The following is a 14,498-nucleotide window of genomic DNA, read 5'->3' as shown; positions in this document are numbered from 1 at the left end:
CTATGACCCCAAGTAGTTTGAGCGGTTTTGGTTCAAGAAACGTTTCCGAAAGGGTACAACAACCAGAAACGTTTGAGAATCGATTGGCTGAAATGAAATAAAACGAATTGCTTTTACGGGCACAGGATCATACCCCGAACCACCCCACGGATGACAACGACAAATACGTCGCGTAGACAACCACACGCCATGTACAGCGCCATGCCTTTGTAGTGCTTCCAAAGCATATTGTGAACAAGTAGGAATGTAGCGACACCGAGGTCCTAATAAAGGACTAATCGCAATCTGATAAAGTCGTATCAACCAATGTAGTATACGAACCATTGGCCAGCGCTACTTTGGTGAGGAAACTTTCGTATTGTTTTGAGATTTATTTGCAAGACGATACAATTTTTGCCATGCAAAATTTAATTGCTGATGCAATTCAGCATTTGATACTGCTTCTATACCTATTTTAGGCATAACGACAATATCTAACAAGCCAATGCGGTGCTGATGCAAGCGAAAACTCTCTCGAGCAATGCGTTTTATTCGATTTCTTTCGTGGGCACGACGAACCTTTTTCTTCGCAACAACGATCCCCAAACGACTATTTAGCTGAGTAGAGGGCTTTGCGAGAAAAAGAAAGTGGGGCTGATGCACTTTAAAAAGCGCATCATCGAACACACCTTTGTAATCTGCAGCACAGCGTATTCGAACATCTGTGCTGAAACTATAAAGTGTCATAACACCCTAATCGATCGATGAAGCGTTAACATTATACAGTTAAGCTATGACGACCTTTAGCACGGCGACGCGCCAATACTTGACGACCCGCTTTAGTTGCCATACGAGCACGGAAACCGTGAACACGCTTACGTTTTAACTCAGAAGGTTGGAAAGTGCGTTTCATATCAGAAACTCCCAAAATTGATCTTTATAAAGGCTCGCGATTTTAAGATGCATTAGAAAAGATGTCAATCGAAAACCTATTTTTTGCTCAATTTATTGTATCTGTAATCATTATATTCGTAAGATCATTCTAAAAAAGTTTCACTAAAAACTTAATATTCACAAGATAAGATGTTTATTTTTATATAAATTAAAAGTTATCTTCAATTTTATTCACAAAATATGACTTTAGGGCAACATTTATTTTTGATTTGAATTCAAGTTTTATAAATTAAAAGTTATCCTCAGGTAAGCTTGGATCTATAAATAAATTCAAATTTATAAATTTAAATTTATTATTATTAGGAAACGGTTTTTCTGTGGAAAACGTTTGTTTAAATTTAAAAAATAAAGAGTTGTATTGTGGATATCTGTGTTTTTATAATTTTAATAGATTGTGGATAACTAATTGTGTTATTTTATCCACAGTGATCTAGGTTGGTTATCCACAGGTAGTTTTGAATTTAAAAGCTGAACGGCTGGTTTGAGTAAATAAATTTAATTTGCTGTGACAGATGTGGATAACTTGGTTAGAATGGCGACCCTTCTTTAGGAAGGTATTTTTGAATTTAAATTGAATATAAATAGGGGTTTCACATGCTTTGGACGGACTGCTTAACTCGCTTGCGACAAGAGCTCTCTGATAATGTCTTTGCAATGTGGATTCGCCCACTCGTTGCCGAAGAAAAAGATGCGATCTTGCGTTTATATGCGCCGAATCCATATTGGACCCGCTATATTCAAGAACATCATTTAGAGTTAATTTCGATTTTGGCGGAACAATTGTCTGAAGGACGTGTACGTCAAGTTGAGGTTTTGGTTGATTCTCGGCCGGGCGCAATTTTAAATGCAAATGAATTGCCTGCAACAACAACAGCTGCTTTACAAAGTGAATCCTCTTCACGTAACCAACCTGTTTTAAAGCGAGAAGTAGAGAGCTTAGCGACATCTGCTCCACAAACTACAAATAAAAATAGTAAAAAACGCCAACTTAATCCGTTGTTTACCTTTTCGTTATTTGTTGAAGGGCGTTCTAACCAAATGGCTGCGGAAACTTGCCGTAAGGTACTCACGCAGTTAGGTGCATCGCAACATAACCCTTTATTTTTATATGGTCCAACAGGTTTAGGTAAAACGCATTTAATGCAGGCGGTAGGAAATGCACTGTTGCAAGCCAAGCCGAATGCACGTGTGATGTATATGACCGCCGAGAGTTTTGTACAGGACTTTGTAAGTTCGTTGCAAAAAGGCAAAGTTGAAGAATTTAAGAAAAATTGTCGTTCTTTAGATTTATTGCTGGTAGATGATATTCATCTTTTGGCAGGTAAAGAAGCCAGTTTGGTTGAGTTTTTCTATACATTCAATGCTTTACTTGATGAATCTAAACAGATTATTTTAACTTCCGATCGTTATCCAAAAGAGTTAACGGAGCTTGATCCTCGTTTAGTGTCACGTTTTTCTTGGGGGTTGTCGGTTGGGGTTGAGCCACCAGATATCGAAACGCGAATCGAAATTTTATTGAAAAAAGCTGAAAGTAGTGGGGTTGACCTACCTCGTAATTGTGCCTTGTTTATTGCACAGCAAGTGGTAGCCAATGTGCGTGAATTAGAAGGGGCTTTAAATAAGGTTGTCGCCATTTCACGGTTTAAAGGTGCTGCGATTGATTTGGATGTTGTGCGTGAGTCACTCAAAGATGTACTTGCGATTCGTGCACGTACGATTAGCACTGAAAATATTCAGCGTGTGGTGAGTGAGTATTTCCGCATTCCGCTTAAAGAATTGGTTGGGCCAAAACGAACACGCATTTATGCACGTCCACGTCAATTAGCAATGGGTCTGGCACGAGAATTGACAGGGGATAGTTTCCCTGAAATTGGAATGGCATTTGGTGGGCGAGATCATAGTACTGTTATGCATGCCTGTGAAAAAGTGCAGAGTCTAAAACAACAAGATCCTATTTTTAATGAGGATTGTAAAAATTTACTACGATTGCTGCAAAGTTAAGTGCTTGTTTGTTTGTGAAATGATTTTAATTTTACTGTGATTAAAAAAAATTAAAAATATTTCTTAAAAAGAAGTGAAGAATGAGTCTTATTTTTTGCTTCTTTTTTGTGCTTAATTTTCGAAATTTTTGTCATTAAATTAGGTTAGAATAGTCTAAGTTTTATTTTAATTTAAGGGTTAGCACGTGCGTTTAAAAATCGCGAAAGAGAGTTTGTTGAATGTCCTCTCTCATGTTGTAGGTGTGGTTGAACGTCGACATACCTTAAATATTTTATCAAATGTTAAAATTCAAGCTTCTGCTTCTGCATTAACTATTACAGGTTCTGACCTTGAGGTTGAGTTGGTGGCAAGTATGCCTTTTGCTGAAGGTGCTTGCTTGCAAGCAGGGGAGACGACTGTTCCTGCACGTAAGCTGATGGATATTTGTAAGTCTTTGCCTGCTGCGGCACTCATTGATTTGCACATTACAGAAGATCAGCGCTGTATTTTAAAATCGGGTAATAGTCGTTTTGTGCTTGGAACATTGGCGGCTGAAGATTATCCGTTACTCAGTTCTGAAACCACGCAAGGCACGCAGGTGCAAGTCACGCAGCGTGAATTGAAGCGTTTATTTGAAAAAACATCGTTTGCCATGGCAGTGCAAGATGTTCGCTTTTACTTAACAGGCACGCTACTAGAGATTGATCAAAATCAATTGCGTGCAGTTACAACAGATGGGCACCGTTTAGCATTATGTGAAACCAATGCAAGCTCAACAGCAGACCAAGTGTTACAAGCCATTGTGCCACGTAAAGCAGTTGGTGAATTGCAGCGTTTATTAAGTATTGAAGATCAGCCTTTGAGTGTTTTGATTGGTCGCGAATTATTAAATGTGACCATTTTAATGCCAAGTCGAGACAAAGAGCAGGGTGGTGTAACTGTCCGCTTTACCACAAAATTAATTGATGGAAAATTTCCTGATTATCGCCGTGTTATTCCACGTGGCGGTGATAAAAATGTCACGATTGCGCATGATTTATTTAAACAGTCTTTACAGCGTGTGGCAATTTTAAGTAATGAAAAATTACGCGGTGTGTTTTTAAATTTTTATACCGACACTTTACAATTACGTGCCAATAACCCTGAGCAAGATGAAGCAATTGAAGATATTGCAATTCAGTATCAAGGTGCGGGATTGGAAATGTCATTTAATGCACAGTACTTATTAGATGTATTGGGTGCATTGGACGGTGATGATGTGAATATGGTGATGAGCGAAGCCAATCAATCCGTTTTAGTTCAAGACCCAAGTTATCCTGACCAAACCTATGTGGTTATGCCAATGCGGGTTTAATTTAGACACGTTATGGCGATTTCACGTTTACATATCGAGCGTGTACGTAATATTCAAACGGCTGCATTGCAAAAATTGCAGCCGTTTAATGTTTTTTATGGTGAAAATGGTTCAGGTAAAACCTCTGCCTTAGAGGCGATTCATATTTTAGCAACAGGGCGCTCATTTCGAACCCATATTCCAAAACACTATATTCAAAACCAAAAAAATGATGCGCTGATTTTTGCTCAATCGGGGCAAGAAAAAATGGGGGTGCAAAAGCTTGCAACAGGTGAACAACTCATTAAGGTCAATGGCGACAGTATTGCCACGCAAGGACAATTGGCGCGTTTATTGCCTTTACAATTGATTGATCCATTGAGTACCGATTTAATTGATCATGGTGCCAAACTTAGACGGCAATTATTAGATTGGCTAATGTTCCACGTGGAACCTGATTTTTATACTGCGTGGCAATATTATGCTCGCGCCTTAAAACAGCGTAATAGTCTGCTTAAAACCTCACGTTCGCTACAATTAAAAGATCTAGAACCGTGGAACCAAATGTTAGCTGAATATGGCGAATTGCTGCATTCACAGCGTTTAAGTGTATTAGAACAATGGCAGCATTTTTTTCAGCAAGATTTAGCGCATTTACTGCCTAATCTACCAATTCAACTTGAGTATCGTGCTGGCTTTCATTCTGAACAAGGCTTATTACACGACTTACAGCAAGCACATTATAAAGATGTGGAACGGCGCTATACCGAACATGGGCCACATCGTGCCGATTTACGCTTTAAAACGGCCTTGGGAGATGCTGATGCGGTGTTGTCACGTGGACAAAAAAAGCTGTTGGTGATGGCATTAAAACTGTCACAGATTGCAATGCTACATGCGAGCAATAAGGAAACTGTGGTATTATTAGATGATCTGACGGCAGAACTTGATTTGACCGCACAGCGGCGTTTAATTGCACGTTTAAGCCAACTTGGCAGCCAAGTATTTTTGACAACTTTAGATCATGTTGCCGTACAAAAACATTTACATGATCTGTCTATTTCTTATCAATTATTTCATGTGGAAAAGGGTCAAATTCACGCTGTTGAACCCACCATTTAACAACTAGGGAGTCACCATGAGTTCAGAGTCTCAACCTGCTTCTCCAACAGAACAAACCAATGAAAAGGCTTACGATTCCTCTAGTATTAAAGTATTAAGAGGTTTAGACGCAGTACGTAAGCGTCCGGGTATGTATATTGGTGATACGGACGATGGTTCAGGTTTGCATCACATGGTGTTTGAAGTGGTGGATAATGCCATTGATGAAGCCTTAGCAGGACACTGTGATGAAATCGTGGTGACGATTCATGAAGATGAATCTGTGAGTATTTCTGATAATGGTCGTGGTATTCCAACTGATATTCACCCAGAAGAAGGTGTGTCAGCAGCAGAAGTGATTTTAACCATTTTGCATGCTGGCGGTAAATTTGACGACAACAGCTATAAAGTGTCGGGTGGTTTGCATGGCGTAGGCGTATCGGTAGTGAATGCACTATCGAGCCAATTGCAATTGACGATTCACCGTGCAGGTCAAATCCATGAGCAAGAATATCGTCATGGTGACCCACAATACCCATTAAAAGTCGTGGGTGAAACGACCACTACAGGTACTAAAGTTCGCTTTTGGCCAAGTGCTGAAACCTTCAGCCAAACCATCTTTAATGTCGATATTTTAGCACGCCGTTTACGTGAGCTTTCATTTTTGAATGCAGGCGTGAAAATTATCCTACGTGATGAGCGAGTTAATTTCGAACATCTATATGCCTATGAAGGTGGCTTATCTGAATTTGTAAAATATATTAACCAAGGTAAAACCCACCTCAACGAGATTTTTCATTTTACAACCCAAGCTGAAAATGGCATTGGTGTTGAAGTTGCGTTGCAATGGAATGACAGCTATCAAGAAAATGTACGTTGCTTTACCAATAATATTCCACAAAAAGATGGTGGAACGCATTTGGCCGGTTTTCGTGCTGCCTTAACCCGTGGCTTAAACAGTTACATGGAAAATGAAAGCTTACTCAAAAAAGAGAAAGTGGCTGTTACAGGGGATGATGCCCGCGAAGGTTTAACCGCGATTATTTCGGTCAAAGTGCCTGATCCAAAATTCTCATCACAAACCAAAGAGAAATTGGTTTCAAGTGAGGTTAAGCCTGCGGTTGAACAGGCAATGAACAAAGAGTTTTCGGCATATTTGCTAGAAAACCCGCAAGCGGCAAAATCAATTGCAGGTAAAATTATTGATGCAGCACGCGCGCGTGATGCAGCACGTAAAGCCCGTGAAATGACGCGTCGTAAAAATGCGTTAGATATTGCTGGTTTACCGGGTAAATTAGCTGATTGCCAAGAAAAAGATCCGGCGTTATCTGAACTTTACTTGGTCGAGGGTGACTCGGCAGGTGGTTCTGCTAAGCAAGGGCGTAACCGTAAAATGCAGGCGATTTTGCCCCTTAAAGGTAAAATCTTAAACGTGGAACGTGCCCGTTTTGACAAAATGATTTCAAGCCAAGAAGTCGGTACGCTCATTACTGCGCTTGGTTGTGGTATCGGTCGTGAAGAATATAACCCAGACAAACTGCGTTATCATAAAATTATTATTATGACCGATGCCGACGTGGATGGTTCACACATTCGTACCTTGTTGTTGACGTTCTTCTTCCGTCAAATGCCGGAATTGGTTGAACGCGGTTATATCTATATTGCTCAGCCGCCGTTATATAAGCTGAAAAAAGGCAAAAATGAGCAATATATTAAAGATAATGATGCACTCGAAACCTATTTAATTTCGAATGCCATTGATGAGCTTGGCTTGCACATTAGCGCAGAAGCACCGGCGATTTCAGGCACAGCTTTAGCTAAAGTGATTGAAGATTACCAAGTTTCGCAAAAAAGTTTAACACGTTTAACGCAGCGTTATCCGGCAAGTTTACTTGATGGTTTGCTTGAACTTGAGCATTTTAAAATTGATCAAAATCAAGATGAAGCGTATGTACAGGCTTGGGCTGAACAATTACAAAACGCAATTGTGAAACTACAGCCAAGCTTGCGCCCTGAAATTTCGTTAGAGCGTTTTGAAACCGAAGCAGAAGATGGCGTGAAGTCGGCACATTATTGGCCACGTATTACGATATATGTGCATAACTTGCCGCATCATTACTTGCTCGACTCAGGTTTACTTAATTCGGCCGAGTATGCACGCTTACTGAAAAACTCAAGAAGTTGGTTTACTTTGCTTGAAGATGGCGCCTATTTGCAAAAAGGTGAGCGTAAGATTCAAGTTACGAATTTCCATCAAGTCTGGCAACACATTTTGCAAGATTCACGCCGTGGCATGATGATTCAACGTTATAAAGGTTTGGGTGAGATGAATGCTGAGCAATTATGGGAAACGACAATGGATCCTGAAAATCGTAACATGCTACAAGTGACGATTGATGATGCCATTGAAGCGGATCGTATGTTCTCTTGTTTGATGGGGGATGATGTAGAACCGCGTCGTGCCTTTATTGAAGAAAATGCGCTCAATGCAGATATTGATGCTTAAATGAAATATTAAAAAAGCATCCTTCGGGATGCTTTTTTGTTTTTATCTTAACCAAATAACTTTAAAGTATTACCAAAGCCGTAACCAATTCCAATGAGTAAGGCAATCCAGACAAATGCGCCGATGAGATTATAGGTTAAAAATAATAAGTAGTTCATGTGGCTAGAGCCTGCTGCAAAGGGGGCAAATGAGCGAGCAAAAGGAATAAAACGTGCCAACAAAATTGTTTTTCCACCATGGCGTGCGAAATAGTCATGGGTTTTATATAAATATTCTTGTTTAATGAAACGAGACTTTATATTTAAAACTTTACATCCTAAAGATTTGCCAATATGGTAATTAACGATATAACCTAAAGTTGCTGCAATAAACAATAGCCCAATCATATGGCTCACTTGTAAGGTTTCTGAGGTTGCACAGAGCGCACCAATTGCAAGTAAAAGGCTATCACCAGGCAAAAAAAACATAAAAATAAATGCAGTTTCAGCAAAAATAATCAGAAATAAAATCGCATAAATCCACACCCCATAGTCTTGTAATAGAATGGGAAGGTAATGCTCAAAACTCATTAAAAAATCAAGAAAATCCATTCGATGGCAACAATCCTAACAATGGTATTTGACTAACATAATTACAGTCTTTCAATACAATAATTGATCTACTTCGTACACACAAGATTCATTTATATAAGTGCAGGAGTATAACGAGCTTGCTCTGATTGCTCAATGTGCTGCCGATTGTTTCAGTAAATGTATCAAAATATATACTTTTATTGGCTGAAGCAAATGTGCTGTACTGCGACCTTGTCAAAGAGGATGTTATCATGTGCTTCTTCATCATGATTAAAGCGAAATAAGCGTGAATACCGCGTTACAACAAGCATTGATGCAATCATCTGTTCGTTATGTATTAAAGATGAGTATGTTTTTTTATTTGAGTATGAGCAGCCCTGTCTTTGCAGCACAAGAGACTTGGCAACAACTTTATAAAAGCAAGGATTTGGCGCTTTATCTTGATCGGGGTGTTATTTTTGATCAAAAACAACGTAACATGTTGGTTTGGGTTAAAAATGTACAGGCTCAGAAAATTATTTACACACAATATTTGGTGCAATGTAAGCCAACTGAACAGTTTAAAATTGTGAATGTAAATGCCAAGGATAAGCAAACTGGAAAAGGTTTGGATATTCGATTGGGTGAACAACCCAATAAGATGCATCGTGCACCTGCTAAAAGTCCTGCTGAATATGTGGTGAATGCAATATGTGGTAACAATGTGGTAGATAAAAAAGCATTGCATTCTCACAGCTAAAAAACCGCTCAAGCGTTAAGTACGTAGAGCGGTCGGTTAGGTGAGATTTAAAGGTTATTTAATCTTCAAAAGAGGCTTCGAGTTCCTCTAATTCCATCATTAACTCAAGCAGCTGTTCTTCCGCTTGTGCCAGTTTTGCTTTAAGTTCGGTTTGTTCATTCATGATTTTGAGTAAATCATCTTTACGGTTGGCATCGTATAGGGCGCTATCGCCAAGTAAAAGCTCAATTTCGGCTAGGCGAGGTTGAATTTTGGCGATTTGTGCTTCAATTTTTTCAATATTTTTACGAATTGGACGACTCAGTTCACGTTGACGTGCTGCTTCTTTACGTTGTGCTTCTTTGTCGAGTTTTGAAATAGTGGGTGTTACGACCACCTGTGATTTGACAGGTGCAGCAGGTTGTTGCCCATTTTTCATCATATCAATACGGGCTTGGCGCAACCAATCGGCGTAGGCAGTTAAATCGCCATCAAATTCACGACTGCGTCCACCATGCACTAAAATTAGCTCATCGCAGACACTAGCAATCAATTGACGTTCGTGTGAAACCAAAACCACTGCACCTTCAAAATCTTGTAATGCCATAGTTAAAGCGTGACGCATATCTAGGTCTAAATGGTTGGTTGGTTCATCTAGAATTAACACATTCGGACGTTTCCAGACAATTAATGCCAATGCAAGGCGGGCACGTTCACCACCGGAAAAGCTTTCACTTGGCGTATCCATACGTTCGCCACTAAAACCAAAACTGCCTAAAAATGAACGTAAGCTGGCTTCACTGATCTTTTTATCTGCGATTCGTGCCAATTGTAGCATTGGGCTAGCATTGCCATCTAAAGCATCCATTTGGTGCTGGGCAAAATAACCAATATTAAGTAATTCTGAATCTTTACGTGTGCCTTGCAGTAATGCTAAATCACCGACTAAAGATTTAATCAGCGTCGATTTACCCGCACCATTCATTCCCAGCAAACCAATACGGCTGGTCGGGGTGATTTGTAAATTGACATTGGTGACAATTAACTTTTCGCCATAACCAATATCGGCACTTTCAAGCTCTAGTAGTGGCGAACTCATTTTGGTTGGTTCACGGAATGAGAAGGTGAAAGGCGTATCGACATGCGCCGCAGAAAGTTCCTGCATGCGTTCTAATTGTTTGATACGGCTTTGTGCTTGCTTGGCTTTGGTGGCTTGGGCTTTAAAGCGGTCGATATATTTTTGCAAATGCGCACGGGTGGCAAGTTGCTTTTCATAGGCTTGTTGTTGTTGTGCCAAACGTTCGCTACGGGTACGTTCAAAGGTTGAATAGTTACCTGTATACAGAATTAATTCTTGATTTTCGATATGTAAGATATGATCGGTAATCGCATCTAAGAAATCGCGGTCATGCGAAATCAGCACCAACGTGCCCGCGTAGGCTTTTAACCAATCTTCAAGCCATAAAATAGCATCTAAGTCTAAATGGTTGGTTGGTTCGTCCAGTAATAATAAGTCTGAACGGCTCATGAGGGTACGCGCCAAATTCAAACGCATGCGCCAACCACCTGAAAAACTCGATACATCGAGCTGCGATTGATGCTCAAAGAAGCCTAAACCCGCCATCAATTGCGAAGCTTTAGCGGGTGCAGAATAACCGCTAATTTCATCAAAACGACCGTAAAGCGTGGCAAGATCGTGATCGTTGAAGTTTTCAGGTTGATCCAACTGTTGTTGAATGCTCCAATATTCTTCATCCCCCGACAGCACAAAATCAATTGCTTTCATATCAAGCGCTTTAATTTCTTGTGCCATATGTGCCACAGTCCAGACATTTGGACGCGTCAGGCTGCCTGTGTCAGATTCCATACCGCCTAAAAGTGCTGAAAATAGGGTTGATTTACCTGCGCCATTCACGCCCGTTAAACCAATTTTCCAACCTGGATGAAGCTGCATCGAGGCTTTTTGGAATAACACACGGCCGCCGCGACGGATACTCAATTGATCAAGTTGAATCATAGGTGGGGTCTAAATACTTTAAAGTTGGGATATTTTAATCGGGATTGCCTGTGAATACCAAATAGATCATCAAAATGCTGGGGATTTTTATTTGCTTTTGAAATGTGCAAGATTTACCCGTGTCAAGATTGTGTTATAATTTTCGATTGAATTTTGCCGTTCGGCAACCAAGATTTTGAGGAAAGCCCATCATGAATGCTCAAGCTTTAGAGATTACAGATAATGCTGCTAAAAAAGTGCGCCAACTTCGTGACAGTGAGGGCAATCAAGACCTGATGTTACGTGTGTATGTGACGGGCGGTGGTTGTTCAGGTTTTTCTTATGGATTTAACTTTGCCGATAATGCCAATGAAGATGATGCCGCTTTTGAAAATGGTGATGTGAAAATGTTGGTTGATGCATTGAGCTATCAATATTTAGTGGGTTCAGTGGTTGATTATGTAGAAGGTTTAGAAGGTTCACGTTTTATTATTCAAAACCCAAATGCAACCACCACCTGTGGTTGTGGTTCATCGTTTTCGATTTAAGCTGTTATATCAATTTAAAAAGCGCCATTTGGCGCTTTTTTTTTGAATATGTTTAAACGGCTGTGATCGTGCCTAAAATACGTAAGCCTGTTGCACCTGTAACCGCAGGTAAATTGCCGCTTTGTTGATGCATAAAGCGCATGGCAAGCCAAGCAAAGGCAGTGGCTTCCACCCATGTTGGTGCTAAACCGAGTACATCGGTCGATTGCACCGACCAATGGTGCTTACGCAAACGCCAACGCAGTTGTTCTAAAACATGCGAATTATATGCACCACCACCACAGACATATACTTCACCATGTTCTAAGCCTGAACGATAAATGGCTTTTTGAATGGCACGCACGGTAAGTTTAGCCAAAGTCGCTTGGATATTTTCAGGCGTGTCTTCTAATTCTTGATAAGTCACATCATTGCGCCAATCAATCAGCTGATCATCTAGCCAATCTAAATTAAAATCTTCACGCCCTGTACTTTTAGGTGGCTCTTTTGAAAAGAATTCGTGCTCGTATAAACGGTCCATTAACGAACGAATTGGCGTGCCATAGGCAGCCCAATCGCCATTTTCATCGAAAGGCTGACCTGTGTAACGCTCGCACCATGCATCCATTAAAATATTGGCAGGACCTGTATCGAAGCCATACACCGCTTCAGGTTGATTGGCAGGTAAAATACTGACATTGGCAATGCCACCTAAATTTAAAATTACCCGATCAATTGACGCATGTTGAAAAACGGCTTGATGAAAAGCAGGTACAAGAGGTGCACCTTGTCCGCCTGCTGCCATATCACGCCGTCTAAAATCGGAAATCACGGGCAGTTGGGTGATTTCGGTAATAATATTGGGGTCGCCAATTTGCAAGGTAAAACCAAACTCTGGACGATGACGAATGGTTTGCCCATGACTACCAATGGCTTTAATTTGACTGCGATCTAATTGGTACTCATCAATCAGTTGGTTAATGCCATGACCAATCATTTTGGCAAGCGCCACATCTGCCTTGCCCATCCGATCAATTTCATTGTCATCAGGTAAGGTTAACGCCATTAACTCATCTTGAAGGTCTGGGTCGAATGGAATCGTGAGAGTTGCATGAAGTTGTAGCGGATGAAAAGAAGCCGCAACAATATCGACCCCATCCATACTTGTTCCCGTCATTACCCCAATATAGATCTCTGACATGTGCAACAAAGCCTGCAATACGCTGAAAAAGTGTTAGTATATCGCACAAATTGAATAACTGATGTGTTTGGATTTTGTGATGTCGAATTTCTTACCTGCTGAAGAACAGCTTGCCCTAATCCAACGTGGCACGCATGAAATTATCTCTCAAGAAGATTTACTGAAAAAGTTAAAACAGGATCGTCCTTTAAAAGTCAAAGCGGGATTTGATCCAACTGCGCCTGACTTACATTTAGGCCATACGGTTCTGATTAACAAACTCAAAACCTTTCAAGATTTGGGTCACGAGGTTTATTTCTTAATTGGTGACTATACCGCCATGATTGGTGATCCAACAGGCAAAAGCGCAACCCGTCCGCCGTTATCGCGTGAGCAAGTATTGGAAAATGCCAAAACCTATCAAGAACAAGTATTTAAAATTTTAGATCCGCAAAAAACCAAAGTGGTGTTTAACTCAGAATGGTTTGCCGAAAAAACAGCGGCAGATTTAATTCAACTGGCATCACAGCAAACGGTTGCGCGTATGCTTGAGCGTGATGACTTCACCAAGCGCTATAACAACCAACAACCGATTGCCATTCACGAATTTTTGTATCCATTAGTACAAGGTTATGACTCAGTTGCACTTGAAGCAGACGTAGAGTTAGGCGGTACCGACCAAACCTTTAACTTGTTAATGGGGCGTACTCTACAAGGGCGTTATAACCAAGAAGCACAAGTGTGTATCACTGTGCCTATTTTAGAAGGTTTAGATGGCGTGAATAAAATGTCTAAATCTTTAGGTAACTATATTGGTGTATTTGATGCACCGGGCGCAATTTATCAAAAAATCTTGTCGATGCCAGACAGCTTAATTGAACGTTATTTCGATTTACTCAGCTTTAAAACCGTTGAAGAAATTCAAGCGTTATTAAAAGAAATGGCAGAAGGGCGTAATCCACAAGAAATTAAACGCATTCTTGCGCTTGAGTTAGTGGAACGTTTCCACGATGCCGAAGCTGCTGAAAATGCACATAAAGGTGCAGGTAACATTATTACTGAAGGTGAACTTCCAGAAGGAACACCAGAAGTCACCATTTCACGGGGGCAATTCGGCGGTGAAATGTTTATTGCCTCTATTGTACGTGAAGCGGGCTTAGCCAAAAATGCCGCTGGTGCAAAAGACGCCGTGGCCCGTGGTGCGGTAAAAGTCGACTGGAATGTGGTAGATGCAAGCTACTCAGTTAAAGAAAACGTCACTTTAATTATTCAATCGGGTAAAAAAGCCATTGCAAAGGTGACTTTTACCGACTAATGAGAAAATAATTTCTGTAAAAATCAGGCAATCGATAAAAAGATTGCCTTTTTTATGCCAAAAATGCAGAAAAAACCAACAAAAAACACCAAAAAGCCTAAAAAACATTCGCTCAAACAAAAACAATGAAAAAAGGTATTGTATTGGTTTAGAAATGCTGTAGAATGCACATCCATCGGCGGTGATGAGAAATAAAACTTGTTGATAAACAGGCAGTTAGCACGAAGTGCTGAATTGAATGATTATTAAATAAGTTAAAAATATTTCGAATTACTAGTTGACTTTCTTTTTAAAGAGAGTAATATGGCCGACCTAGCTTGATGATGACGAATCATTA

13 protein-coding genes are annotated in these 14,498 nt (G+C 40.3%); 7 read left to right on the top strand and 6 right to left on the bottom strand.

From position 1 onward, the window contains the following. From yidD to rpmH, 3 genes are read right to left on the bottom strand one after another with little or no spacing between them, the layout of a single operon-like run. Nucleotides 1-324, bottom strand: a complete 324-nt coding sequence (gene yidD / locus FXN70_RS11495; protein ID WP_324647603.1) for a membrane protein insertion efficiency factor YidD — start codon at nucleotides 322-324, stop codon at nucleotides 1-3. A gap of 9 nt (nucleotides 325-333) precedes the next feature. After that, a complete protein-coding gene (gene rnpA, locus FXN70_RS11490) occupies nucleotides 334-726 on the bottom strand; it encodes a ribonuclease P protein component (protein WP_324647602.1) in 393 nt (130 codons plus the stop codon). A 31-nt stretch (nucleotides 727-757) separates the two neighbouring features. Next, the gene (gene rpmH / locus FXN70_RS11485; RefSeq protein WP_000831329.1) at nucleotides 758-892 is read right to left on the bottom strand and encodes a 50S ribosomal protein L34; all 135 of its coding nucleotides are present in this window, start codon (nucleotides 890-892) and stop codon (nucleotides 758-760) included. 635 nt (nucleotides 893-1,527) lie between these two features. Here rpmH and dnaA point away from each other — a divergent pair. From dnaA to gyrB, 4 genes are all read left to right on the top strand, one after another. Continuing rightward, nucleotides 1,528-2,934 (top strand): chromosomal replication initiator protein DnaA, encoded by a 1,407-nt coding sequence (gene dnaA / locus FXN70_RS11480; RefSeq protein WP_324647601.1) that lies wholly within the window; start codon nucleotides 1,528-1,530, stop codon nucleotides 2,932-2,934. A gap of 184 nt (nucleotides 2,935-3,118) precedes the next feature. Then, nucleotides 3,119-4,267, top strand: a complete 1,149-nt coding sequence (gene dnaN, locus FXN70_RS11475) for a DNA polymerase III subunit beta (RefSeq protein WP_324647600.1) — start codon at nucleotides 3,119-3,121, stop codon at nucleotides 4,265-4,267. Nucleotides 4,268-4,279: 12 nt separating this feature from the next. After that, nucleotides 4,280-5,368, top strand: a complete 1,089-nt coding sequence (gene recF / locus FXN70_RS11470; RefSeq protein WP_324647599.1) for a DNA replication/repair protein RecF — start codon at nucleotides 4,280-4,282, stop codon at nucleotides 5,366-5,368. A gap of 16 nt (nucleotides 5,369-5,384) precedes the next feature. Beyond that, nucleotides 5,385-7,853, top strand: a complete 2,469-nt coding sequence (gyrB, locus tag FXN70_RS11465; protein ID WP_324647598.1) for a DNA topoisomerase (ATP-hydrolyzing) subunit B — start codon at nucleotides 5,385-5,387, stop codon at nucleotides 7,851-7,853. A gap of 47 nt (nucleotides 7,854-7,900) precedes the next feature. On the opposite strand, the gene FXN70_RS11460 is transcribed toward gyrB, so the two are convergent. Next, on the bottom strand, nucleotides 7,901-8,443 hold the full coding sequence (locus FXN70_RS11460; protein ID WP_324647597.1) for a VTT domain-containing protein: 543 nt from the start codon (nucleotides 8,441-8,443) through the stop codon (nucleotides 7,901-7,903). A gap of 268 nt (nucleotides 8,444-8,711) precedes the next feature. Between FXN70_RS11460 and FXN70_RS11455 the strand changes: the two genes are divergently transcribed. After that, nucleotides 8,712-9,164: a hypothetical protein gene (locus FXN70_RS11455; protein ID WP_324647596.1), complete on the top strand. Its 453-nt coding sequence runs from the start codon at nucleotides 8,712-8,714 to the stop codon at nucleotides 9,162-9,164. A gap of 58 nt (nucleotides 9,165-9,222) precedes the next feature. Here the strand turns inward: FXN70_RS11455 and FXN70_RS11450 are convergent, their stop codons facing one another. Then, nucleotides 9,223-11,160 carry an ATP-binding cassette domain-containing protein gene (locus FXN70_RS11450; RefSeq protein ID WP_324647595.1) on the bottom strand — a complete coding sequence of 646 codons (1,938 nt, stop codon included), beginning with the start codon at nucleotides 11,158-11,160 and terminating at the stop codon, nucleotides 9,223-9,225. 191 nt (nucleotides 11,161-11,351) lie between these two features. On the opposite strand from FXN70_RS11450, the gene erpA reads away from it, so the two are divergent. Continuing rightward, nucleotides 11,352-11,687 carry an iron-sulfur cluster insertion protein ErpA gene (gene erpA / locus FXN70_RS11445; RefSeq protein WP_324647594.1) on the top strand — a complete coding sequence of 112 codons (336 nt, stop codon included), beginning with the start codon at nucleotides 11,352-11,354 and terminating at the stop codon, nucleotides 11,685-11,687. Nucleotides 11,688-11,739: 52 nt separating this feature from the next. On the opposite strand, the gene FXN70_RS11440 is transcribed toward erpA, so the two are convergent. Next, on the bottom strand, nucleotides 11,740-12,867 hold the full coding sequence (locus FXN70_RS11440) for an anhydro-N-acetylmuramic acid kinase (protein WP_324647593.1): 1,128 nt from the start codon (nucleotides 12,865-12,867) through the stop codon (nucleotides 11,740-11,742). Between the two features lie 61 nt (nucleotides 12,868-12,928). On the opposite strand from FXN70_RS11440, the gene tyrS reads away from it, so the two are divergent. Next, a complete protein-coding gene (gene tyrS / locus FXN70_RS11435; protein ID WP_324647592.1) occupies nucleotides 12,929-14,161 on the top strand; it encodes a tyrosine--tRNA ligase in 1,233 nt (410 codons plus the stop codon). The last annotated feature ends 337 nt before the right edge of the window (nucleotides 14,162-14,498 follow it).

It is taken from the genome of Acinetobacter sp. MD2, from assembly GCF_035615575.1.
GTDB lineage: Bacteria > Pseudomonadota > Gammaproteobacteria > Pseudomonadales > Moraxellaceae > Acinetobacter.
Note: the sequence above shows the minus strand (reverse complement) of the source record. Positions and strands in the feature narration are given on the sequence as shown.